The organism is Riemerella anatipestifer (assembly GCF_009670965.2).
Classification (GTDB): domain Bacteria; phylum Bacteroidota; class Bacteroidia; order Flavobacteriales; family Weeksellaceae; genus Riemerella; species Riemerella anatipestifer_B.
Genome location: NZ_CP073239.1, coordinates 1,605,631 through 1,629,257, shown reverse-complemented (window position 1 = coordinate 1,629,257; position 23,627 = coordinate 1,605,631). Strand labels below are relative to the sequence as shown.

Sequence of the window (23,627 nt, the reverse complement as noted above, 5' to 3'; positions counted from 1 at the left end):
TTAGTATTAGATATTTATATGATAATTATTGTACAAAATGTAAACGAAAGTTTCGCTCGCCTGTTCCAGGTTTCATTGTATATTTTGCCACCTGATAGATGTAATAGTTTGCACCTTGTTTTAAATAAACAAATATCCCATTACCTGCGGTGGTTGCAGAAGTATTTACAACTTTTCTATCTTCATAAAAGAAACCAGGTTCATCCATTCCAAGGGCACTTTCACTTATTTGTACCCATACTGATGCAGAGCCTTCATCCGCATTTCCTCCATTATTGGGATTATTATTTTGCACATAAAACCATCGGGAAACTAAAGTGTACCAGCCTGTTTTAGGAACAGTATAAGGACCATAAACTACTACTATATTTTGTTTGTCTCTTTCGTTTGGCGTTCCATTAGCGTTCCATAAAGCATCAGGGACAGCATAGTTAGGGGCTTTTAGAGCAGTGCTTGTCCAAGTAGCCTTACCTTCAGCATCACTCGTTAAAACTTTTCCTGCGCCTTGGGTACCGTCTGCTATCTTTACCCCTCCAGCCACATCTAGTTTAGTAGTTGGGGCATCAGTACCAACCCCTATATTCCCTGCTCCCTTAAACACTAAGTTATTAGACCCTAGAGTTACCGTTCTGTTACCTGCTAGAGTACCATCTGCAGTGTAGAGGTTAGTAGATACCCCACCGTCACTACTCAATCTTACCCATTCCCCATTGGCAACACTGCCTGTAGGAAAAGTTTGGTTAGGGTTTTTAAAATAGTAGAACCCTGGGCTTACACTCACTTGTTTGCCACCTTTACTGGTATTAGATACTGTAAGACCTGTCCCCGAGTTATACACCACCATACCATCAAAGTAGTTAGAAAACTTACCTGGATCAATTGAGGAGAGTTTAAACTCCCAAGTAGTTAAATTAGTAGTAGGAAAATACAACCCCTTTCCTAGAGTATTAGAAAACTGATTATAGTAAGAGGCGTCCATAAAAGGATTTTCTCCTCCTATAGTATTAGTAGATTGATTTTGAACTTGAATTTGGGCATTAGCTGTAAAAAAAGCCAATAACCCTAATAAGATGATTTTTTTCATAATGATATAATTTAAGATAATACCTAGGCTAATAGCTACCACCGATAAGGTACCAAATAGCACTATTTTCATCTTTTGGATCTTGTAATCCTGCCATGAGGATATGGGCTTTGCCAGAAGCCAAAGTGCTAACATTCTTAGGCTGATTGGTTCCAGAGTAAGCTAATGCAGTATTGTGCTGATTGTTTACAGAAATTATTTTCCCTATATATTTTTTAGGGTCTGGAAGTACTATTTGTTGGTCTCCAGTTTGTGCTAAAGCAAAAGTATTAGGTACGCTCCATTCTGCAATATTGGCATGTGCTACTTCTCTAATATTACCAGTAATAGATTGTAGCGTAGCTCCTCCTGTGGTACTACTAGCTTCTGTTCCCAACTTTACCCAAACCCCTCCTTTAAAGAAGTAAAATCCTGTAGCATCTACATTAGCCGTGGTTCCCGAAGCTGTACCGTCTGCCACTGAGCTAATGTAAAGCAAAGTAGATTCTGCTACACCCGTCCCCATATTGGCAGCCCTCAAACGGCTGACCCTAGGAATTAGCACCCCTTCTACAGTAGAGGCTGTGCTTAGACTATTAGCGGTATTCGGTTTTATTTCCAAAGTGGCTTGGGGATGAGATTCATTGATGCCTACTTTACCATCATATTGTCCATAAGCCATTAAACCTAGACCTAAAAAGGCACATACACTTAGTTTGGTTGTTTTTGTTTTCATAATATTTAATTTAAAATTGTTCATATTTAAAGTTTATAGATATTGGATTTTAGATTTTGTAGGTTCGGTTTAAGGGTTGATGAGACTGTACTAAGTTCTAAACTCTCATATCTCACCTCTAACCTAAAAAAACGCCTCCCCCCTCTCAACACACACAAAATGAGGAGGAAGGCTAAAACAGAAAGAGCAGAATGCTCCCCCTGAACACTAAAAGCACCCAACAAGAACGACCATGTTATGAGACAAAACAATGGTGCTTTTAGTAAGTAAGTATAAAAGTTAAAATTAGAATGATGTAAACACAAAAAGCCCCCAACGAAAGTTGGCGGAACCATATTTTGGTTTAACGATAAAAGTCTAAAGAATTTGCTAAATAGTCGGACGCATACCCACGAAACTACCTGTGTGTGTGTGTGTGTGTGTGTTTACACAATTATCTGAAACTACCAAATAATTGGAGTACTTTTTTACACTTGTTTGTATGTTACTGATATTGCGTGTCATAAAACTAAGGCAAACTTATAACCTTTTGAAGAAGTGTGCAAGTTTTTGAGAAATATTTTATGCAAAACTTAGTTTATTCCCTACAATCGCCTGCTTATTTTTGTTTAAATTTGCACTCCTAAATAATATATTAAGATGAAATATTTGTTTTGGCTATGCTTGTTTGCTCTACCTCTAGTAGCCAAGTCTCAAAAAACTAAGGTTTCGGATACCATTATTCTACTTAAAAAAGATACTGTTTTATCTTCTAAGACGGTTAAACAACTCCATTTGGAGGCTCTACCCTACTATAACTTTGGTAAAGGTGTAGGGATTACTTCTCCTGATAGTCTATTCCAATTTAATATTCGTTTTAGAATGCAGAACAGACTAGAAGCCGATTTTAATGACAATGAAAATACAGAATATAAGGCTGCCATTCGCCGTCTTCGTTTAAGGTTTGATGGGTATGTGGGTAATCCTAGGTTTTTGTATGCTATACAGCTTTCCTTTGCTCCTGATGATGTGGGCGAAATTAAAGAAGGGAGTCCGCTTAACATCATAAGAGATGCGATTGTATTTTATAAAGCTACCAATAAACTCATGCTTGGTTTCGGACAAACAAAACTCCCAGGGAACAGACAAAGGGTAAACTCATCGGGAGCATTAGACCTTACCGACCGTTCTATCAACAACGCTATGTTTAATATTGATAGGGATTTTGGTTTCCAAGCCATTTATAACAATACCAAAGCTAACGAGTTTGGGTACAGCTTAAAAACTGCCATAACTACTGGAGAAGGAAGAAACTTTAATGACAAAACCGACGGACTTGCCTACACTGGGAGAGTAGAACTCTACCCTCTAGGAGCTTTTAAAAACAATGGGGAGTTTTTTGAAGGCGATTTATACCGAGAGCCTACGCCTAAGATTTATCTAGGAGGTACTTATCACTTCAACCAAAGGTCTAATTTTTCGCAAGGACAAAGGGGTAAAGAGTTGTTGGAAAGTAGAGATTTGCAGTCTGTTCTTTTAGATGGTATGATGAAATACAATGGCTGGACAGCTACCGTTGCTTATATGAGCAGAAGCACCAGCAACCCTCTCACACATAATGCCGATTTTTCTAAAGTAATACCTGTGGCAGCAGGACACGGTTACGATACTCAACTGAGTTATATTTTCCCTAAGAATTGGGAAGTTATCGGGCGTTTCTCTGAAATGACACCTAATAAAAATATACAGAACTTGATACCAAAACAAAATCAACTTTCCTTTGGTATTACCAAGTATATTTGGGAACACGCCTTTAAAGCCCAAGTGGAAGTGAGTAAAAATAATTTCCTATACATAGATGGAAGAAAGGATAATAATTGGTACGCTAGATTTCAGGTAGAAATAGGAATTTAATCACACAAATCATAATACAATGAAATACCTTAATAATAAATGGATTTTCCTAGTTTTAGGACTATTAGCAGGGACTTTAATAGGAGTTAAATGCTTTCAGAAATCTAGCCCTGATACTTTAAATAATGTTACCTCAGAGGTTAGCACAAGTGTGTCTTCTCAAGAAAACACTCAGCAAGATATTGAAACTCTTACAGAAGAAAACACCGTAATTACTTATATAAAAGAACATCACGAACTTCCAGCATACTACATTACCAAAAGTGAAGCTAAAAAATCAGGGTGGACCCCTTCCTCTGGTAATCTTTGCGAAGTGCTACCTGGGAAAGCTATTGGTGGAGATAAATTCCGAAACAGAGAAAATCAGCTTCCTAGAGGAGACCATTACTACGAAGCGGACATTAACTATCAATGTGGCAGAAGAAATGCAGACAGGCTTGTCTTTACAAAAGATGGTAAAGTATGGATTACCAAAGACCATTACAAAACCTTTCAAGAGAAATAATTATTTATCAATAAAAAATCCCTTAGCAAAAAGCTAAGGGATTTTTATTTTTATTAACCTCTATTTTAAAAGAATTTACCTCTTTGTCTCATATTTGGGTTATGCATATGTTTCTGCATAGTAGGCATTTTAAGTTGGTCTTTCATTGTTTTAATATGCTCAGTCATCATACCCGAACTATCTAGCCTTTTCGCTTCTTCTAGAAGTCTTTGTGCCTCTTGTTTGCGTCCTCTTTGCATTGCTCCTGCCGCTAAATTAAGGGTTGCCATTGCACGGTCGTGTTTCATATTCAGACCGTATTCCAAAGCCTTTTTCATTAGAGGTTCTACCTTTCTAGGCTCATCTTGAGCTAGAGTAAGCCCTTGTAAGTAATGATAATAACCGTATTGTGAACGGTGCAACTGACTTTTATAATTCTTTATAGAAGCTAACCATTGTGCGGCTTTAGGGAAGTTCTGCTTTCTTAACTGCCAAAACGCAAGAAGGATAAACTCATTTTTGAAGAATAATATAATAGGCAACGAGGATAATAACACCATCACAATGCCCCAACCTATATTTCTATTAAACATCAAATAAACACCAAAAGCTATCATAAGGGCAGCTACCACAAGTTTAATATACTTATTATTCATCTGTTTTAGTTGTTTTTTAGTTAAGATTTTTGCAAAGATAAGCCATATTCTTCAAAGAAGCCAAGTTTCTACTACTCACGATTTCCAAAAGCTCGTTCGTATTCTTCCGCAGCTTCCGTTAATGTTTGGTAAAAACCTTCTCCATACTTTCTGATTAAAGGTGTTTTTAGAAACTTATACACAGGTACTTTAAGTTCTTTTCCTAAAGTACAGGCATCGCTGCATATCTTCCACTCATGATAATTGAACGCTGTAAAAGTAGAGTATTCTGTAATTCTAATGGGGTACAAATGGCAGGAGATTGGTTTTTGCCAATCGATAGCTCCTTCTTCATAAGCCTTCTCTATACCACATTTGGTGATACCATTTTCATCAAAAATAACATAAGCACAATCTCTATTATCAATCAATGGTGTTACCAAATCGCCCTCAAAATCTTCCACGGAAGTTCCTTGCTCTTCTATGGCTTTAATTCCCTCTGGACGAAGATAGCTTTTAATTTTAGGATAAATGTCCTCTAATATCTTTACTTCCGACTGCTCTAGTGGAGCCCCAGCATCGCCCTCTATACAACAAGCTCCCTTACACTTGTTAAGGTTGCATACAAATTCCTCTGAGAACAAATCCTCTGAAATTAGTTTATCTTCTATCTGAATCATAAATTTATTATTTCTTTAATATCTAAAAAAGTTCCTATTTTAAACAAAACTAAACTCAAAACTACCACCCAAAGCCCTAGCTCTTGCATCCAATATTTAGGCATAAATCTTAGTGCTCTACTTACAATGATACTTACTGGTAAGGCAATGAATAACAGATACTCATACACTGTACCCATATATAAAAATATCGTTATAGATTGAGTAAGTGTGTATAACAATATAAAGGTGTATTTAAACCTACTAATAGGGCTTTTCTTATTAAAATGAATAAAATGATTGGCAACGGCATAAAACACCATCAGTAAAACAGGTAGCAGAAAATATAACGGATAGTAATTCTCTTGAAGTCGAGGCGTAATTAAAGGTAGATAAGCTGGATTAAATGAATTGTTCCCAAGGAGATACATTACTCCAAAGTAAGACAATAATACTAGCATAAAACCAAAAACTAGCCTAAATATATTGAGCCCTATTTTATCTGAAGTTGCTATTAGATGGATAATTACAAAAATGGTAAATGCCCACACCGTAGGTAAAAATAAATATCCCAAAGCAAGTAACGCCCCCACAATCAGATAGTAATTTTTCTTAAAAACTTCCTCTCCAGTGGTTAAAATAAGTAATACAAATGCATTAGTGAAAAGATTAAAGGCTATCCCAATATCTAAATTTCCTTCATAAAAAGCAAATACAACGAAAGTATAAATAAAAAACGGTACGTGTCTATTATAGTTCAGTCCTATCTTATTAAATAAAAAATACCCTAAAGCAATACCCGTGAAGCTAAACAAACCAGAAAAAGCCTCTACAGTATTGAAATTTAAAGCATTAAACCCGATTACCATAAGAAACAAAACACCTATATAGATAGGAATAGAAAAAATTTTAATTTCATTTGAGAGTAATCTGAACATTTTTTTATAATTTTGTGCAAAGTTAATTTAAAAAAGAAAAACAATGACTTCTTTCTGGTTATTTTTAAGCGATTTATTTAAATGGTCTTTTGGATTCTACGATGTTGCTGGTAATGTTTTAAACTGGGTTTTATTCTTACTAGGTTGTGGGTTCTTCATCTACTGGTGCTATACATTAGTAGTTACTTTAGGAGGAGATAAGGATAAGGAATACCATTCACCTACGGAAGGTAAGTTCCCTTACTACGATACCAATATTTATAAAAAAGAAGGTTAATCCTTCATTATAATGATATAACAAAACCCTATATTTTAACAATATGGGGTATTTTTGTTATACTTCATAAACCATTCATCTTTTCTAGTTGTAAAAGAAAGTTTAAAAATTTCTTTAGCTATATCGAAATTTGATTTAATTTTGCCCTTATTTTTAATTCAAATATTAAATGTCTACACTTAACGGAGAGCATTCTCATTTTGACACAAAAAAGCTCTCACTCATCGGAGTATTAGTCTCTTTAGGTATTGTTTTCGGAGACATAGGTACTTCTCCTCTCTATGTAATGAAAGCCATTGTTAATGCTAGAAAAGATGCTTCTATTCCTTTTGATGAATATATAGAAGGAGCTCTTTCTTGTATCATTTGGACGCTTACAATTCAAACCACTATAAAATATGTACTCGTTTCTTTAAGAGCGGATAATAAAGGTGAAGGTGGTATTTTAGCATTATTTTCATTAGTCAAAAATCTAAAAAAAGGGTGGCTATACCTAATTGCAATACTAGGCGCTTCTGCATTGATTGCAGACGGAGTAATAACACCATCACTTACAGTAATGTCTGCTATTGAGGGGTTGAAAATCTACAATCCCGAAACTCCGGTAGTTCCCATTACATTAGGGATACTGGTGGCAATCTTCTTTGTGCAACAATTTGGAACTTCGTTTATAGGTAAATTTTTTGGACCTGTAATGGTACTTTGGTTTTTAGCACTAGGAGGCTTCGGTTTTTTTCGTTTAACGGAAGACTTAGAAGTTTTAAAAGCCTTTAATCCTTACTATGCTTATAAACTTATAGCACATTCGCCTAGTGCCATTATTATCATGGGAGCGGTATTCCTTTGTACTACAGGAGCAGAAGCTCTTTACTCTGATTTGGGACATTGTGGCGCTAAAAATATTAGAGTGAGCTGGGTATTTGTTAAAATAATGCTTATTCTCAACTATTTAGGTCAAGGAGCTTGGATACTAAAATATAATCACGAAACTCTTGGTAGCCTCAACCCTTTCTTTGGAATAATGCCAGATTGGTTTGTTTTACCTTCAGTAATACTGGCTACTTTAGCAGCTATTATTGCTAGTCAAGCCCTTATTACAGGTTCTTTTACGATATTTTCAGAAGCAATGTCGCTCAATTTTTGGCCTATCCATAAAATAGATTACCCTTCTGGTGTTAAAGGACAAATGTATATTCCTAAAATTAATTGGGGACTTCTCCTTATGTGTATAGTAGTGGTACTTTACTTCAAAGAATCCGAAAAAATGGAAGCCGCTTATGGACTTTCTATCACGGTAACTATGCTTACTACTACCTTGCTACTATCTTTCTTCCTTATCAAAAAACGAGTTAATAAGTTATTGATTTTTTTATTTTTAGGCATTTATGGTACAATAGAGCTAGGCTTTTTCAGTGCTAATGTGATAAAATTTCACGAAGGCGGTTGGATTACGGTAGTTCTTGCTGGTTTTATAGGCATTTGTATGTATGCTTGGTATAATGGTAGAATGATAAAAAACAGATTTATAAAATTTGTAAAACTAGAGAATTATATTTCTACGATTAGAGACTTAAAACTAGATGATAGTGTGCCTAAATATGCTACCAACTTAGCCTTCTTCAGCCGTGCTAAAAGGGAAGATGAAATAGAATCTAAAATTATTTATTCCATAATTAGGGCTCAACCTAAGAGAGCTGATCATTATTTTATACTGAACATCATCAATCAAGAAAACCCTTATACTTTCAAATATGAAATAGATGAAGTATTACCTGGAACGATTTATAAAATCAATTTCTTGTTAGGGTTTAAAATAGATAGAAGAATTAACGATTATTTCCAAGACGTACTGGAAGATATGATGAACTCTGAGATTATCTCTGATAAGAGTAACTATCCATCTCTTAGAAGCCATAATATTCCTCCAGATATGAAGTATGTGATTATAGATAATGTCTATATAAATGACAATCTTTTCACCATAAAGGAAAAAATTACGATGAATATTTATAACTTTGTAAAAAAATTAGGTAGCAATGATTTTAAAGCCTTTGGGCTTGCCACTCATAATGTGGTAGTAGAATCTGCTCCACTTTTGTATTCAGCAGCTGGAGACAAGCGTATACAAATGGATAATTTTAAAACAAGTAACTAAATAAATCTAGAAAATAATAGTACCTAATGGAACATCAAGAGAAAGATATAGAAATAATAAAAGACGCTCTAAAACAGTATTTACAAGAAAACGGATTTAGAAACACGCCTGAGCGATACACTATATTGGAGGAAATCTATAAACTTGATGAACACTTTAATGTAGATGACCTCTACCTCATTATGCTTAATAAGAAGTATCATGTGAGTAAAGCCACCATCTACAATAGTATAGAAATTTTTCTAGATGCAGGGCTTATTCGTAAACACCAGTTTGGTGAAAAATCTATGACTTCGGCTTCTTATGAAAAATCTTTCTTTGATAAACAGCACGACCATTTGGTAATCTATAAAAAGGAAGGTAGCAAAGAAATTGCAGAAATTATAGAATTTTGCGACCCTCGTATCCAAGGAATTAAAGATTCTATAGAAGAAATATTTGGAGTGAAAATAGAAAATCATTCGCTTTATTTCTACGGTCATAAAAAAGCATAATGAGGCTAATTATACTCGTACTAATGTGCTTAGGGTTTTCTGCATTGGCACAGCAGAAAGAGAAAACCTCTACAACACCATTGGTAAAAGATGCGTATTTTAAACCAAACCCTAATACCAAAGGTACCGTTGCAGGAAATGAAGAAAAGTTAAAACATATTCACTCAGACTCTTTGGTTAGACGTCCTGATTTATATGAAGGTAATCCTGTATTTATTGGTAATGTAGAGTTTCAGCATCAAGGTTCAGTTTTAAAGGCAGATAAGGTTGTATTTTATCAAAATGACAACTTTGTAAAAGCAATAGATAATGTAGTGCTTACCACTGCCGAAGGTAACCGCATTACTTCTCAAGAAATGGAATATGATGGTAAAACTCAAAGAGGTATCGCAAGAAAAAATGTGGTGCTTACAGACCCACAGCAAACCATAAAAACAGAAACACTTTATTACGACCGTTTACCCAATACGGCTTATTTTAATTCGGGTGGAACCATTTACAATGGTAAAAATACCATTTGGACGCAAGTGGGCACCTATAACATCAACACACAGACGGTAGATGTTTCGGGTAATGTAAGTATTGACAACGATAAATATCGTGTAGAAGGTTCTAAAATCATTCAAAATCAGAAAACTAATATAGCAGAATTTTTAGGAGCAACAAAAGTTATCAATAAACAAAATCCTAGAAATTATGTTTATACAGAAAAGGGGCGTTACCTTATGACTTCCAAAGAGGTATATCTTAATAAAAACTCTAGAATACATTACAATGGGAAAGTCCTCACGGGAGAAACTATGTATTACAACCAAAATACAGGCTACGGTACAGCTAAGGGAAATGTCTATTTAGACGACCCAAAAGAGAACCGATTTATCAAAGGAGGTTACGGAGAAATTTATGAGTTCAGAGATTCAGCTATGGTAACAGAAAAACCTTATGCGGTGAAGATAATGAAGGAAGATTCAATCTATTTCGGAGCAGAAAAAATATTAGCCTTTCAAAAGCCAGATAGCACAGGAATTAAAAAAAGCTACCTTAGAGCCTTTCATAAAGCTAGAATTTTCAAAGCTAATTTCCAAGGTAGAGCCGATTCTCTAAGTTTCAACGAAACTGACGGTATTTTACATCTCATGGGAAAACCGATATTTTGGACAGGACAAAAACAAATCTCAGGGGATAAAATAGAGGTGTATATGAATACCCAAAAGGAAGAATTAGATTCCATCAAAGTAATAGGGAATGCTTTTGCAATTAGTAAAGCCGATTCGCTCAATAACAAAGATGAGTTCAACCAAGTGAAGGGTAATTTTATGACGGCGTTTTTTGTAGATGGAGAACTAAAACTTACCAAAGTGGTGGGCAATGCACAAGCCATTACCTATGCTGATTCTCAAGACGAAAAAACAAAACAAGTTGACCGTATTGGCATCTCGTTTTCTACTTGTGGAGCGATAGAAGCTTTGTTTGAAGAAAAAAAGGTGCAAATCATCTCGTGTAATATTGGTGCGAATACCGATGTGTATCCGATGAGTATGGTAAACAAAGAAAAACGATTTTTCCCAGATTTCAACTGGAATACCAAAGACCGACTGAAACATTGGAAAGATATTTTCCTAGACACACCTAACTATCCCGAGACAGAGTATACTTCTGATGATAGCCTTTACCAAAAAGCTCAAGAGCTGAAACAAAAGCAAGAAGAAGCAAAAAGGAAAAACGAACCCAAAAGAAAAAAACGAAACTAATATTTACTTTTTAACCTCTCATTAGACCATGCAACAAGATTTCTTTAAATATCAAGCTCAAACCACACCTTTTGCCTCTGGGTTTGAAGCCGAAAGAGCAGAAGAAAACTATATTTACGGCAAAGATGGCAAAGCCTATCTAGACTTTGTAGCAGGAGTATCTGCCAATACTTTGGGACATTCGCACCCAAAAATCATCAATGCAATCAAAGAACAGGCAGATAAATATCTTCATATAATGGTCTATGGAGAGTATGCACAAGAGAAACCTGTGGCATTGTGTAAACTACTAGCAGAGGCTACTCCTGCTCCATTAGAGGTAACCTATTTAGTTAATAGTGGAGCCGAAGCCATAGACGGAGCATTGAAGCTCGCTAAAAGATACACAGGGAGAGAGGAAATCGTAGCTTTCAAAAATTCTTATCACGGTAATACCCACGGAGCATTGAGTGTTTCTGGTAATGAGGTTCATAAAAGAGAATTTCGTCCGTTGTTACCTATGGTTTCGTTCATAGAGTTTGATAATGAGAAAGATTTAGACCAAATCACAGAAAAAACAGCAGGCGTTATTGTAGAAACCATACAAGGAGCAGCAGGTTTTCTAGTGCCTAGTCCTAATTATCTTATCCAGCTGAAAAAAAAATGTGAAGAGGTAGGAGCTTTACTTATACTAGACGAAATACAGCCAGGATTTGGACGAACAGGCAAACTGTTCGCATTTGAACATTTTGGTATTGTGCCAGACATTCTAGTGATGGGCAAAGGTATGGGCGGAGGCGTTCCAGTAGGAGCATTTATGAGTTCTAGGGAAATTATGCAAAGCCTTTCTCATTCACCTAAATTAGGACATATCACCACTTTTGGAGGTAACCCTCTGATAGCTGCCGCTAGTTATGCGACTTTAAAAGAAGTCCTAGAAAGTGGGCTAATGGAAGAAGTAGAAGAAAAAGAAGCTCTTTTTAGGCAACTATTAGTACACCCAAAAATCAAAAATATCAATGGTAAAGGGCTAATGCTAGCCGTTAATCTAGGTTTACCAGAATATACCCTCAGAGTAGCTAAAAGATGTATGGATAAAGGGCTTATTGTATTTTGGCAACTGTACCGAAACGAATATCTGAGAATTTCGCCACCGCTTACCCTCACAAAAGAGGAAATAAAGAAAGGTTGCCAAATTATATTAGAAACCTTAGACGAAGAACTATTATAACATTAGGCGTATAAGTAAATATTTAGGCATGCCCCAAGCCGAGACTATTCCCTAGGCTGATGGGTCGGTCTTTGGGCAGTCGCTCTTTTTAGCCGAAGCTCTCCAGCAGCTAAGCCTAGCCTTTCTCCACCTCCAAAAAAAGGAGCTCCAACAATGCCCTCCGCCCTCACGCAGTAAAACTCTAAAAATCATAAGATTTGGTTTTTAAGATTTGCTAGAGTTTGCGTATATTTGTGGGTTAGCCGTAATTTTATGTCAAACTTAGATCAAATAGAATTTTTCAAAATATTCACTTTACTATCTCCTTTTATCGCTGCATTTATTGCTGCGAGACTAACATTTTTTTTCACTTTAAAATCTAAAAAATTTGACATTCTTTATGCAAACAAAATTCCTGCATTTAAAAACATAAATGAAAAATTGATTGAATATAAAATATTTTGTTTAGGAAGAGTTGCTTATTTTGAAGGAAATGAACTTTCTCCATATTGGTATGAAGATATTGGTGCATTTGAATTTAGAAAAAGCATAACTAAAGTTTATGAAGAAAATTCGATTTTTGTTTCCAAAAAAAGTAGAATATCAATTGAAAAATTAATAAATAATCTGAGTTTATTATGTAATATGGAAATTCAAATTGTCGATGATAAATTAGACGAAAGAATCGACTTAAAAGAAATTTATTTTAAATCATATCTAGAAGTTGACAAATTAATTCAAATACTTTATGAAGAATTGAATTTAAAGTAAAACTACGGCTAACATAGCATTTGCAAAAGGCGGACTTTAGGGAATAATATAAAAATTAGTAATATTCAATTGTTGGAGAATAAAAATAACATAGAAATTAGTTAATAATGAAAAAAATATTATTGAGAATTTGCATGATTCTAATTTGTTTAAAGTCATTTGCACAATCAAACAATCAAGAAAAGCCTGTAGTAATTTATAAAAATGAAATTAGTACACCTCTTTTTGAAATGAATGGGGAACTATACCCTTCGCTAGTTTTATCCACTTTAAAAAATCTAGATATTGAATCTATAAATATAAATAAGGGAAGTTTTGAACTTGATGGAAAAAGTTATACTGGAAAAATTATTATAAAAACGAAATCAAAGTTTAATTCTAACTTAATAACAGTTAAACAGCTAGTATCAAAGTATACTAATTTAAAAGATAGCGATAATTACATTTATAGCGTTAATAAAGAAATCATCAACTCTGATGCTGATTCTACCTTTATCAACGAGAAAAACATCACACAGATTACAGTATACCAACTTGACAAAATCAATAGCTTAAAAAACATGAACTTTATTAAGATTTTCACTAAAACAGATAAAAAATCTTCTAAAGAAAATAATTTTATTATCCGAGGTAACGAACCTTGATTCAAAATAAAAGCCTCATTTAGTAATGAGGCTTTTAATATGAATGACTTGTGTAAAACAATTTATTTAATAACCGATTTAAACTTCTTTTGGAAGTTTTCCCATTGCTCTTTTGTTTCTATCTTTTTATATTCATCTTTGTAAAATAGAGAAAGATAAAGTTCTAACTCTTTAGGTCTAAAAGCTCCAACCAAATTAGTAATAGGCTTACCTGTTTCGTCTAAAAAAACTGTTGTTGGGTAAGCACTCACATTTAGAAATCTAGCCAACTCATGTGGGGCATTTCTGCCTGAAATATTAGCTCTGTAATTAGGATTTGAGAATGTTCTATTTTGATAATGTGTCACTTCATTACCTTCTCCATTAAACTTAACAGCGTAATAGTTCTCATTGATAATTTTAGCTATTTCTGGGTGTCCATAAGTTTCTTTCTCCATTAGTTTACAAGGACCACACCATGGAGCATATACATCTAATAAGATTTTCTTAGGTTTAGTCTTTTGAGCCGCCATAGCTTCATCGAAAGTAAGCCATTTAACCTCTTGTGCCAAAGCTAAGTTAATTAAAAATAAACTAAATATTAGTATTACCTTTTTCATTATCAATTTTCTTTAATTAGGTAACAAATGTACATAATTCTTTTTTAAACCAAAATAAATATAAAATTAAAAACTCTGAACTTTGAAGTTCAGAGTTTTTTTTAATATGCTATTTAACGCCGTGCATCATTTTAACCAAATACTTACTTAGTAAAAATAAAATAACTGAAGATATACCAGACATAAATACAAATAACATAAAGAAATCATATAAGCTAGCTACTTTAAATCCTAAAAAAGATTTTTCTTTTACTACTTGAGCTTTCTCTATTTCTAATTTTATGTTTTGTTTCAAGTCTTCATTCTTAATATCTGCTACAGTAATCTTATCAAAAGGTATCATATTTTGTCCATCAATCTGAACAACATTCTTCTTGTCTTTGATATTAAAATCTTTATTTATGAGGGAAGTATTTACTTCTTTTTCAAAATTCTGAACCTTATCTACAGAAACATATGATTGTGGATAAAAAGAAGATAACGTTCCTGCAAATTTATTAGCCGTTGCTGTACTTAAAAACCAAACCCCCATTAGTAATGAAACAAATCTTACAGGAGCAAGTTTATTAACCATAGATAGACCTATAGGAGAAAGACATAACTCTCCAAATGTATGTATAGTATATAAACTCACAAGCCACATCATACTTACTTTTACCCCAGGAGCTAAACCTTTTACTCCAAAAGCAATTACCAAATATCCTAAAGCTAGTAAAAATAAACCGATAGCTTGTTTGTAAGGAGAAGCTGGTTCCATTTTTCTTTTACTCAGAGCAGACCATATAACAGCAAATATGGGAGCAAAAACAACAATTGCTACTGCATTGATTGACTGAAAATAAGATGCTGGTACTACTTTCCCTAATAAATGTCTATCCGTTTGTTCTTCTGCAAAGTAAGTTAATGAAGCTCCCGCTTGCTCAAAAGCAGACCAAAAGAATATAACAAAGAAAGCTACTATATATATTACCCAAATTCTTTTCTTTTCAATTTTAGTTAATGATGGGTCAGATATGATATACCCCGGTGCTGCTAATGTTAGAGAGAAAATAAAAGCACCTATTAGATCCTTATTACCATCATCTCCACTCATTAAAAAGTAAAAAGCACCTAATAAAACTAACCAAATAGCACCCCATATTATCATCAACTTTGTAGCAGCAGCTTTTTTTGTAGCATTGGTATTATCCACCAAATTAGCCCCAGCCACATCATCCTTCACAGAAGTTTCACTAATAGTTGGTTTCCCTCCTATAGCTTCTCCTTCTGGAGTAACTAAATACTTATTTTTAAATAGTACAAAGATAATAACACTCAGAATCATTCCTATACAAGCAACTAAGAACCCCCATTTGAAATCTGCGGCATTACCTGTATCTCCTAAATATCCGCATAATAAAGGAGCTATAAAAGCACCAAGGTTAATCCCCATATAAAAAATAGTGAAAGCTCCATCTACTCTACTATCGTTTTCAGAATACAGTTGCCCAACCATGGACGAAATATTTGGTTTAAAAAAGCCATTCCCAAAAATTAAGAATCCCAAACCAGAAAACATAAATAAAGGTGCAATTTCTTTACTTTCATATAAATACCCCGACATAAACATAAGGAATTGACCTAAAGCCATTAAAATACCTCCAACAATTATAGATTTTCTGTTACCCCAGTATCTATCAGCTATATATCCTCCAATTAAAGGAGTTAAGTATACTAGTCCAGTGTAACTACCATAAATCTGAGCACCTAGCCCCTTATCAAACATTAAAGCTTTAGTCATAAATAATACAAATAAAGCTCTCATACCATAATAACTGAAACGTTCCCACATTTCCGTTACAAATAAAAGGTATAATCCTGCTGGATGCCCCTTTTTACTGACTGTTGTATCCATATTCTATAATAATTGTTATATTTTTCTTAAAAAAGACCAACAAATATAGTCTTTTTTGGAGTTCTACAAAGAAACTAAGTTAAAAAATGTTAAATTCATCCAAAATCAAAGTAAAAATGCTACCCCATTTTTATAAAGTAGCATTTTCATAAAGTTTAAAAATTAAAGCTTAATCTAGAAAACACATATCTTCCGTTGAGCCCAAACTGTGAGGTCGCTCGTGTGTAAACAAACTGTCCATTACTGGTAGAAGCAGGAAGATTTCGGCTAGGATAAACATCAAATAGGTTGTTGGCTCCTAGTGTAAAGGTAATTTTAGGAGAAAAAGCATATCCAATAGATAAATCTGTAACTACTCTATCCGTCATTATTTGGTGCTCGTTAGGCAACGTAATACCATCGCCGTTTGCATCTACAACATCAGCTCCTGTTACTTTTCCGAAATAGCTATTTCTTAAATAAACATTCAGTTTTTTGTAACTAAGGGTATGAGAAAGCCCCGCCTTGAATCTAGGAATAGCTTCTTCTACGTAAATTCTAGAACGCTCGGAGAAATAAGTCTCGTCTAAACCTGCTGCTTTAAGCACTGGTGAAGAATGTATCTCTCCTACCCTTCTTGTTTGGCTAAGGTTAAGAGCAAAATCATTAGTTAGTTTAAAATCATTATTTTTAAAATCGTGGCTTATCACTACATCTAGCCCTTTAGTTTCTGTGTCTATGGCATTAGCAAAAAACTGTGCCGCATTTACGTTAGCTTGTGCAAATAGATTTTGCAGCTCTGTATTAGCTCCTGCTTTGAAGGTATCCGTAAGCACCACTCTATTGTTGATACGCGTAAAGTAGGCATCTCCTGTAATGCTTAATCTTGCAATAGGAATACGATAAGTAAATCCTGCACTTACAGATTGAGAAGTCTCTTGCTTGAGTTTAGGAATCCCTAACAGATTGGCTATTCTAGAGTGATTGTTAAAAGTCCCTACCTCTTGCAGTTGCCCATTAAGGAAAAGTGTAGAAGTGGTATTGTAATAAATCTGGTGTACAGATGGAGCTCTAAATCCAGTAGAACCTGCTAGACGGAAATTAAGATTATCCGTTGCTTTTATTCTGGAAGCTAACTTGTAGTTTAGTGTAGACCCAAAATCCGAATAATTTTCAAAGCGAGTAGCTGCTGCAACTAGAAACCTTTTGGTAAAGTTAGCTTCTACATCGGCATAGAATGCGTAGGAGCTCCTACCATTACTACCTGCATTCTCTGCACGGAAGCCACCAAATACTTGTGAGCCACCAGGTAGAGTATTCCCAAAGAAATCCGTTGGTTTTTGGCTATTGGGCGTTTGTGCCGTTTGTGGGTTACCAAACACATCATAGGAAAGATAAGAAGCAGGCTCGCCTTCTCTAATTTTAAAGTTTTCGGTTCTCTGCTCTGCTCCAAAAGCCAGATTAAGCCCTGCCCAAACATCATAATTCCTATAAACATCTAAATTAAGCGTGTTTTGAAGGAAACGCAACCCTCCAGCATTAAATTCATTTGGAGAGTTGAACCTCAACGAGGTATTGCCAGAGTTTCTTACATTATAATCAAAACTGTTCTGCCCAAAAGTATTGCTCAAATCTACTTGCCACGCTCCTAAATTACCTTTGATACCTGCCGCTAGCGAGAGGTCTTCTATATTGGTATTGATATTAGGTAAGAAGCCATCAAGATTAAACCCTGTAAAGGTTCTGGATTGGTTGGGTCTTCGGTAGAAACCTCCTGAAGTCCCGTTTCTGAAGCCATATCCCCCAAAGGTATAGACCTTCCACTCGTCATTCAAGGGGACTTCTATGTTGGCAAAAAACTGGTGAGTGCTTAGTTTAGATTGCCCCACGAGCATATTAAAATCTTTTCGGTTAAGCCCTCGATACGCTAATTCTTGGTTGGTAACGTCTTCCGAGAGTATTTTCTGCAAAGCACTAATGCTGTTGGCAGCCTGTATCTTGTTCTGAAAATCTGGTGCAAAGTAGGCTACCTTTTGGGCATAATTATGAATATAATCTACCAACTGCTGCTGGTTGGGCGTGGTATTGATATTCGTGAATAGTGAGGATAGATTAACGCCTCCCTCTGCCGCTCTTCGTTCTATAGCATTATAGGCGTTAAAGATTTTACCTTCTTCCTCGTTGGCACGATAGGTAGGATTTCTGAATTGAGATGACCAAGTAAGGTTATAGAAACCACCTTTAGAACCTATCTTATTACCGTAGTTTAAATCTACCTGAAAGGTTTCGCCATCTATCCCTTTGGTGTGGTTATTAGAGGCGTTGCTCGGATTAGCTCCAAAGGAGAGTTGCCCTTCTAGTTTGCCTGTATTTCTTTTAAGATTGAGGTTCATTACCCCTGCAATAGCATCAGAGCCATATTGTGCCGAAGCACCATCTCTAAGCACTTCTATTTTGCTAAGTGCAAAGGCTGGTATGGCGTTGAGGTCGGTACCTACGGTACCTCTCCCTGGTGTCCCATTAACATTGATGAGGGCAGAGGTATGCCTCCTTTTACCATTAACTAATACCAAGACCTGGTCTGGACCTAAGCCTCTAAGCTGTGCAGGGTCTAGGTGGTCTGTACCATCAGCTCCCGTCTGTACGGTGGAAGTAAATGATGGGGCTACCACATTCAGCATTTGGTTGATATTGGTTTGAGGCAATGTAACCCCCATTTTTTGAACATCAAACACATCTACTGGCACGGGACTATCCGTTTTAGAACGAGCTCCAGAACGGCTCCCTAGTAGTACTACTTCTTCTACTTGTTTGGTCTTTACAGTATCCTTTCTGCTTTGTCCATAAAGTCCTTCTCCCACAAAAAACAACGCCGAGGCTGTAATGAGGTAAGATTTTGTTCGTAATGACTGTTTCATAATAATTATACTTTTTAAAAATTAAATTCGTGATAATAAAAAAGCCGCTTACTTTTACTAAGTAGCGGCTATATACAAGTGCTTAATTTGTTATTGTTGTCTAAAACACTGGTGTACCATCTATCGCCGCATCTTGTGCAAGACACATTATAAAACACGGCATTATTGAAAGACTGTTGTACATCTAGTGAGTAATTTTAACGGGACAAATGTATCTACAATAATTGACTCTGCAAAATTTTTGTTCTATTTTTTTTACTATCGTACTGATGTGGTAGCATTAGTTTCGTTCCGTATTGCTTTAGTCTAGGGCTTATTTGGAGAATATCTTCCCCAAAATTAAATTTATCTGTGAAATAGAACTATCTATTCCGATACCTTATAGCTTAAAGAAGCTAATGCCTCTTAAAATTGGTTTTATTCTCCTTAAAATTTGGTTGGTGAATGGGCAAACAAGGAGAAGTTTTGTTCTAAGAAACGGATTTATTAAACGGAAACTATTGGTACACAAACTAAAATCAGCTGCTTATTCAATTCTATTGTAGTAAATGTATTTTTGGCTTTACAGAGCTAAACCAATTTGCGAGAAGATTTTTTTTTACAGAATAATATGTCTTAGCTCCCTCTTGAATTACTCTTCTCTCTTTTACAAATTTTAATAGAAAATGAGGCTCTTCGCCTCATTTACCTCTGTTTCTGTATTATTTTCTACTCTTCGCTAAGAATACAAGCGGACCAAATACAGGAAAAAAACATACAAATAAATGCCATAATAGTCTGTTAGGTTCGTTTTTTCCAATATTTACGACTGCCCAAATAAAGTTTGCTATAATTAGAGCAAAAACTAATGTTAAAATTAAAATGTTCATAGTAAGTTAAGTTATCAATTTATTGCCCGTCTAGCGGATAATTTCAGCGAGGCTAATGTATCTACAATAATTGACTCTGCAAAATTTTTTTCTATTTTTTTTATTCTAATGTTATGTGGAGTTGAGTACAATCAACCTGCGGGAACTTAAACACACTTGTGTGAAAGGTAAAACAAGACAACTTGTCCTATAAAACGGTGGTAGTTTGGTTTAATCAACCTGAGGGAACTTAAATACACTTGTGCGAAAGGCAAAACAAGACAACTTGTCCTATAAAACGGTGGTGGTTTGGTTTAATCAACCTGCGGGAACTTAAATACACTTGTGTGAAAGGCAAAACAAGACAGCTTGTCCTATAAAACAGTGGTGGTAGAGGTTAATCAAGTGGTGGGTGTTTATGCGGTTGGGAGGGTAGCCCCTACTTTGCTTGGGCGATAAAAAAAACACTTGCCGACTTCTAGTGAGTAAGCCCGCAAGTGCTGGTAAACGGAAACTGAAATGAGGTCTTGTGCCTAAAACACGATTTTTACTTCTTCTTTATAGCTCTGCATTGTGCCGTTGAGGCTTGCCGTCCAGCCGTCTATAAATACTTTACCGTTTTTTATTGCCATAGCATACTGTTCTGGGGTTAGGCTATGGCTATTGGTAATGTAGTAGTGGTGGCCTATTTTGTAGATGGCGTCTTCTACTACTACTTCTGGGGCTTGTGTAGGCTCGTCTATACCTACGGTAAATATCATATTGTAGATGCGGCTTAGGGCATCGTTGGAGAGGTCTGGGAAAACTATTTCTTCCTCGTTGAGCTCTAGTTGGGGAGCTTCTGTACTGTCGAACACTTTAAATCCTAAGTCGGGCATTGGTTTTGGGTCTTCGCCAGAGGTGCTTCTGCGGGTGTTTTCTTCTTCTATTTTTTGGGCGATGCTCCGCCCTGCTCGTTTGAGGCGTTCTATGGTGATGCTAGAGATTACGGGCTCTTGATGGGTTTGTAATGCTTTAGTGAATGGTACTTCATTTCTGAAATCTTCAAAAAAACTAATGATGTTCCCAACACAATCTTCTTGATATGCTTGTACTTCGTACTGAAACTGTTTTACTTCTGCCCTCATTTACTTTCTTAAAGTTTTCAATGGGATCAAAGATAACTCATTTCTGTCGTTTTATTAAACAAGAACCAATAAAAATAATTTAAAATTACCTTCAAGTATATTCATTTTTTTTAACAGAATATAATCTTTTTTATAAATTTGCCACCAAGTAAAAAAAATAGAAATGCTCCAAGAAGATATAAGGCGCAGAATAGAGAACCTTAGAGAAACTCTGCACCAGCATAATTATAATTACTATGTTCTAGACACTCCAAGTATTTCTGATTATGAATTTGATGTAATGCTGGAAGAACTAAAAAACCTAGAGCTAGCTCACCCCGAATTTGCAGATGATAACTCTCCCACACAAAGAGTAGGTGGTAACATTACCAAAAATTTCCCCACGGTAGAACACCGTCACAGAATGTATTCCTTAGATAATTCTTATAACTTCGAAGACCTATCCGACTGGCAAAACAGACTGATTAAAAGTTTAGATACAACCGATATAGAATATGTAGCAGAACTAAAGTATGATGGAGCATCTATTTCTATACTTTATGAAAACGGTGCATTCAAGCAAGCGGTTACTAGAGGCGATGGTTTCCAAGGCGACGAAATTACAGCCAATGTAAAAACCATTTCGGATATTCCGCTAAAAATCAAAGGAGAATACCCTAACACCTTCTACATCAGAGGAGAAATATATCTCACAAAAAAACACTTCAACCTCATCAATAAAGCTAGAGAAAAAGAGGGTTTAGACCTTTTTATGAATCCTAGAAATACCGCTAGCGGAAGCCTTAAAATGCAGGACAGCACAGAGGTCAGAAAAAGAAAACTTTCGGCAGTACTCTACCAAGTAGTAGCAGAAGACACTCCTGTAAAAACACACTGGGAACTACTAGAACAAACTAAAGACTGGGGATTTAAAACATCTCAACAAGCTAAACTCTGTAAAAATCTAGATGAAGTAAAAGATTTTATTGACTATTGGGACAAAGAAAGACAACATCTTGATTTTGAAATAGACGGGATTGTAATTAAAGTCAATAATCTTAATCAACAACAGCTACTAGGCTACACTGCCAAATCTCCAAGATGGGCAATGGCTCATAAATTTAAAGCAGAAAAAGTAGAAACACAATTAGAAAGCATTTCTTATCAGGTGGGACGTACTGGGGCCATAACCCCTGTAGCTAATCTAAAACCCGTACTTCTGGCAGGGACAATCGTAAAACGAGCCTCTCTACACAACGAGGATATTATAAGAAAACTCAATCTACACACTCAAGACTTTGTTTATGTAGAAAAAGGTGGAGAAATTATTCCCAAAATAGTGGGCGTTAATGAAGAAAAAAGATTGCCAAATGCAACGTCGGTAGCCTACATCAGCCACTGTCCAGAGTGCCATATGCCACTAGTGAGAAACGAAGGAGAAGCCGCACATTTTTGTCCCAACGAAGCCCATTGTCCTCCACAAGTGGTTGGGAAAATGATACATTATGTTTCTAGAAAAGCCCTCAATATAGAAAATTTAGGCTCCGAGACTATAGAACAACTTTTCAGAGAAAGGCTCATTTCTAACATTGCTGATTTTTATACACTTACTAAAGAGCAGCTACTCCCCTTAGATAGAATGGCAGAAAAATCTGCTCAGAACATTTTGGACGGCATTGAAAAATCCAAACAAATTCCATTTGAAAAAGTGCTATTTGGCTTAGGAATTAAACATGTAGGTGAAACTGTAGCCAAAAAATTGGTAAAAAACTTTCATACTATTGACGGACTAAAAAAAGCTACTTTAGAGGAACTCACAGAAGTAGAAGATGTAGGAATAAAGATAGCTGAAAGCCTCGTGAATTACTTTCAGAATGAAGAAAATATTGAAATCTTAGATAGACTAAAATCTTACGGTATCCAACTAGAACAAGAAGAAAATACCAACACAAAAGTAAGTGATGTTTTAGAAGGCAAGACCTTTCTATTTACTGGCAAATTATCCCTATTCACTAGAGAGCAAGCCGAGGAAATGGTAGAAAAGCATGGTGGAAAAAACATTTCCGCGGTATCCAAAAACCTCAACTATTTAGTGGTAGGTGAAAAGGCAGGGAGCAAACTTAAAAAAGCCCAAACTCTAGGCACAGTAACCATATTAGACGAACAAGAATTTTTGGATTTGATAAATACTGAGGGATAAATTTCTTGAGAAGCTACTTTCCATTTTATCGAGAAGCATTTCTCTATCAATCTCACACAATACTGACGGATAAAAAAACTTAATGCCATGAAAATTTAGCAATGCTAATCTTGAAACAACTTAAAGACTGAAATAATGCATAATACATTTCAGGCAGCTATATATACCGTAATTATTTTTAGCAAAAAAGCTTTGATGACACTAAACATAACCATACTCGCTCCAAACTCCGTAGGTTATTAGAGGAGAAGACGATAATTTGAATATAGCCAAAAGCCTTTTCAGATGCCCGCTGTTTTTAATTGGAGGCTAAATTTTGTACCTTTGTTCCCCTTTTTTTGAAAATGATTATGAATAAACTCACTATTTTACTACTCATTTTTTTATTTTTTGG

At 35.4% G+C, this 23,627-nt stretch carries 20 protein-coding genes; 10 read left to right on the top strand and 10 right to left on the bottom strand.

The window, feature by feature from the left end; genetic code table 11:
• Positions 1-25 precede the first annotated feature (25 nt).
• Entirely contained in the window at positions 26-1,084 is a 1,059-nt protein-coding gene (locus D1J36_RS07495) for a hypothetical protein (protein WP_252339366.1), read from the bottom strand.
• Positions 1,085-1,112: 28 nt separating this feature from the next.
• A complete protein-coding gene (locus D1J36_RS07490) occupies positions 1,113-1,799 on the bottom strand; it encodes a hypothetical protein (RefSeq protein ID WP_154137961.1) in 687 nt (228 codons plus the stop codon).
• A 639-nt stretch (positions 1,800-2,438) separates the two neighbouring features.
• Here D1J36_RS07490 and D1J36_RS07485 point away from each other — a divergent pair.
• Together D1J36_RS07485 and D1J36_RS07480 are read left to right on the top strand one after the other, a co-directional pair.
• Positions 2,439-3,692, top strand: coding sequence for a porin (locus D1J36_RS07485; RefSeq protein ID WP_154137960.1), 1,254 nt, complete (start codon positions 2,439-2,441; stop codon positions 3,690-3,692).
• Between the two features lie 19 nt (positions 3,693-3,711).
• The gene (locus D1J36_RS07480; RefSeq protein ID WP_154137959.1) at positions 3,712-4,197 is read left to right on the top strand and encodes a ribonuclease domain-containing protein; all 486 of its coding nucleotides are present in this window, start codon (positions 3,712-3,714) and stop codon (positions 4,195-4,197) included.
• Positions 4,198-4,262: 65 nt separating this feature from the next.
• On the opposite strand, the gene D1J36_RS07475 is transcribed toward D1J36_RS07480, so the two are convergent.
• The 3 genes from D1J36_RS07475 to D1J36_RS07465 form a co-directional block, all read right to left on the bottom strand.
• Positions 4,263-4,832 (bottom strand): membrane protein, encoded by a 570-nt coding sequence (locus D1J36_RS07475; RefSeq protein ID WP_014937336.1) that lies wholly within the window; start codon positions 4,830-4,832, stop codon positions 4,263-4,265.
• Positions 4,833-4,903: 71 nt separating this feature from the next.
• Entirely contained in the window at positions 4,904-5,491 is a 588-nt protein-coding gene (locus tag D1J36_RS07470) for a DUF3109 family protein (protein ID WP_154137958.1), read from the bottom strand.
• Positions 5,488-6,408: a DUF6427 family protein gene (locus D1J36_RS07465; protein WP_154137957.1), complete on the bottom strand. Its 921-nt coding sequence runs from the start codon at positions 6,406-6,408 to the stop codon at positions 5,488-5,490. Before D1J36_RS07465 ends, D1J36_RS07470 begins: the two co-directional genes overlap by 4 nt.
• Before the next feature lie 43 nt (positions 6,409-6,451).
• Here D1J36_RS07465 and D1J36_RS07460 point away from each other — a divergent pair, with 43 nt between their 5' ends.
• The 7 genes from D1J36_RS07460 (at position 6,452) to D1J36_RS07430 (ending at position 13,689) form a co-directional block, all read left to right on the top strand.
• Positions 6,452-6,685: a hypothetical protein gene (locus D1J36_RS07460; protein ID WP_154137956.1), complete on the top strand. Its 234-nt coding sequence runs from the start codon at positions 6,452-6,454 to the stop codon at positions 6,683-6,685.
• A gap of 169 nt (positions 6,686-6,854) precedes the next feature.
• Positions 6,855-8,840 (top strand): KUP/HAK/KT family potassium transporter, encoded by a 1,986-nt coding sequence (locus tag D1J36_RS07455; protein ID WP_154137955.1) that lies wholly within the window; start codon positions 6,855-6,857, stop codon positions 8,838-8,840.
• A gap of 26 nt (positions 8,841-8,866) precedes the next feature.
• Positions 8,867-9,334: a Fur family transcriptional regulator gene (locus tag D1J36_RS07450; protein WP_004919622.1), complete on the top strand. Its 468-nt coding sequence runs from the start codon at positions 8,867-8,869 to the stop codon at positions 9,332-9,334.
• Positions 9,334-11,085, top strand: coding sequence for an OstA-like protein (locus tag D1J36_RS07445; RefSeq protein ID WP_154137954.1), 1,752 nt, complete (start codon positions 9,334-9,336; stop codon positions 11,083-11,085). The genes D1J36_RS07450 and D1J36_RS07445 overlap by 1 nt, the downstream gene beginning before the upstream one ends.
• 28 nt (positions 11,086-11,113) lie before the next feature.
• Positions 11,114-12,295 carry an aspartate aminotransferase family protein gene (locus D1J36_RS07440; RefSeq protein ID WP_154137953.1) on the top strand — a complete coding sequence of 394 codons (1,182 nt, stop codon included), beginning with the start codon at positions 11,114-11,116 and terminating at the stop codon, positions 12,293-12,295.
• A gap of 252 nt (positions 12,296-12,547) precedes the next feature.
• A complete protein-coding gene (locus D1J36_RS07435) occupies positions 12,548-13,045 on the top strand; it encodes a hypothetical protein (protein WP_154137952.1) in 498 nt (165 codons plus the stop codon).
• Between the two features lie 107 nt (positions 13,046-13,152).
• Entirely contained in the window at positions 13,153-13,689 is a 537-nt protein-coding gene (locus D1J36_RS07430; RefSeq protein WP_154137951.1) for a hypothetical protein, read from the top strand.
• A 62-nt stretch (positions 13,690-13,751) separates the two neighbouring features.
• On the opposite strand, the gene D1J36_RS07425 is transcribed toward D1J36_RS07430, so the two are convergent.
• The 5 genes from D1J36_RS07425 to D1J36_RS07405 all read right to left on the bottom strand — a co-directional run bounded on the left by D1J36_RS07425 (position 13,752) and on the right by D1J36_RS07405 (position 21,054).
• The gene (locus D1J36_RS07425; protein ID WP_154137950.1) at positions 13,752-14,288 is read right to left on the bottom strand and encodes a thioredoxin family protein; all 537 of its coding nucleotides are present in this window, start codon (positions 14,286-14,288) and stop codon (positions 13,752-13,754) included.
• A gap of 109 nt (positions 14,289-14,397) precedes the next feature.
• On the bottom strand, positions 14,398-16,182 hold the full coding sequence (locus D1J36_RS07420) for a peptide MFS transporter (protein ID WP_154137949.1): 1,785 nt from the start codon (positions 16,180-16,182) through the stop codon (positions 14,398-14,400).
• A gap of 155 nt (positions 16,183-16,337) precedes the next feature.
• On the bottom strand, positions 16,338-19,079 hold the full coding sequence (locus D1J36_RS07415; protein ID WP_154137948.1) for a TonB-dependent receptor plug domain-containing protein: 2,742 nt from the start codon (positions 19,077-19,079) through the stop codon (positions 16,338-16,340).
• Positions 19,080-19,780: 701 nt separating this feature from the next.
• Positions 19,781-19,948 carry a PLDc N-terminal domain-containing protein gene (locus tag D1J36_RS07410; protein WP_013447143.1) on the bottom strand — a complete coding sequence of 56 codons (168 nt, stop codon included), beginning with the start codon at positions 19,946-19,948 and terminating at the stop codon, positions 19,781-19,783.
• 512 nt (positions 19,949-20,460) lie between these two features.
• Entirely contained in the window at positions 20,461-21,054 is a 594-nt protein-coding gene (locus D1J36_RS07405) for a hypothetical protein (protein WP_154137947.1), read from the bottom strand.
• Positions 21,055-21,217: 163 nt separating this feature from the next.
• Between D1J36_RS07405 and ligA the strand changes: the two genes are divergently transcribed.
• Entirely contained in the window at positions 21,218-23,233 is a 2,016-nt protein-coding gene (gene ligA, locus D1J36_RS07400; RefSeq protein ID WP_154137946.1) for an NAD-dependent DNA ligase LigA, read from the top strand.
• Positions 23,234-23,627 lie beyond the last annotated feature (394 nt).

Excerpts from the sequence above, each read along its gene's own strand:
- ligA (WP_154137946.1), top strand. The coding sequence starts at position 21,218 with ATGCTCCAAGAAGATATAAGGCGCAGAATAGAGAACCTTAGAGAAACT.
- D1J36_RS07455 (WP_154137955.1), top strand. The coding sequence starts at position 6,855 with ATGTCTACACTTAACGGAGAGCATTCTCATTTTGACACAAAAAAGCTC.
- D1J36_RS07410 (WP_013447143.1), bottom strand. The coding sequence starts at position 19,948 with ATGAACATTTTAATTTTAACATTAGTTTTTGCTCTAATTATAGCAAAC.
- D1J36_RS07490 (WP_154137961.1), bottom strand. The coding sequence starts at position 1,799 with ATGAAAACAAAAACAACCAAACTAAGTGTATGTGCCTTTTTAGGTCTA.
- D1J36_RS07480 (WP_154137959.1), top strand. The coding sequence starts at position 3,712 with ATGAAATACCTTAATAATAAATGGATTTTCCTAGTTTTAGGACTATTA.
- D1J36_RS07420 (WP_154137949.1), bottom strand. The coding sequence starts at position 16,182 with ATGGATACAACAGTCAGTAAAAAGGGGCATCCAGCAGGATTATACCTT.
- D1J36_RS07495 (WP_252339366.1), bottom strand. The coding sequence starts at position 1,084 with ATGAAAAAAATCATCTTATTAGGGTTATTGGCTTTTTTTACAGCTAAT.
- D1J36_RS07435 (WP_154137952.1), top strand. The coding sequence starts at position 12,548 with ATGTCAAACTTAGATCAAATAGAATTTTTCAAAATATTCACTTTACTA.
- D1J36_RS07445 (WP_154137954.1), top strand. The coding sequence starts at position 9,334 with ATGAGGCTAATTATACTCGTACTAATGTGCTTAGGGTTTTCTGCATTG.
- D1J36_RS07405 (WP_154137947.1), bottom strand. The coding sequence starts at position 21,054 with ATGAGGGCAGAAGTAAAACAGTTTCAGTACGAAGTACAAGCATATCAA.
- D1J36_RS07460 (WP_154137956.1), top strand. The coding sequence starts at position 6,452 with ATGACTTCTTTCTGGTTATTTTTAAGCGATTTATTTAAATGGTCTTTT.
- D1J36_RS07465 (WP_154137957.1), bottom strand. The coding sequence starts at position 6,408 with ATGTTCAGATTACTCTCAAATGAAATTAAAATTTTTTCTATTCCTATC.
- D1J36_RS07450 (WP_004919622.1), top strand. The coding sequence starts at position 8,867 with ATGGAACATCAAGAGAAAGATATAGAAATAATAAAAGACGCTCTAAAA.
- D1J36_RS07440 (WP_154137953.1), top strand. The coding sequence starts at position 11,114 with ATGCAACAAGATTTCTTTAAATATCAAGCTCAAACCACACCTTTTGCC.
- D1J36_RS07415 (WP_154137948.1), bottom strand. The coding sequence starts at position 19,079 with ATGAAACAGTCATTACGAACAAAATCTTACCTCATTACAGCCTCGGCG.
- D1J36_RS07475 (WP_014937336.1), bottom strand. The coding sequence starts at position 4,832 with ATGAATAATAAGTATATTAAACTTGTGGTAGCTGCCCTTATGATAGCT.
- D1J36_RS07430 (WP_154137951.1), top strand. The coding sequence starts at position 13,153 with ATGAAAAAAATATTATTGAGAATTTGCATGATTCTAATTTGTTTAAAG.
- D1J36_RS07470 (WP_154137958.1), bottom strand. The coding sequence starts at position 5,491 with ATGATTCAGATAGAAGATAAACTAATTTCAGAGGATTTGTTCTCAGAG.
- D1J36_RS07425 (WP_154137950.1), bottom strand. The coding sequence starts at position 14,288 with ATGAAAAAGGTAATACTAATATTTAGTTTATTTTTAATTAACTTAGCT.
- D1J36_RS07485 (WP_154137960.1), top strand. The coding sequence starts at position 2,439 with ATGAAATATTTGTTTTGGCTATGCTTGTTTGCTCTACCTCTAGTAGCC.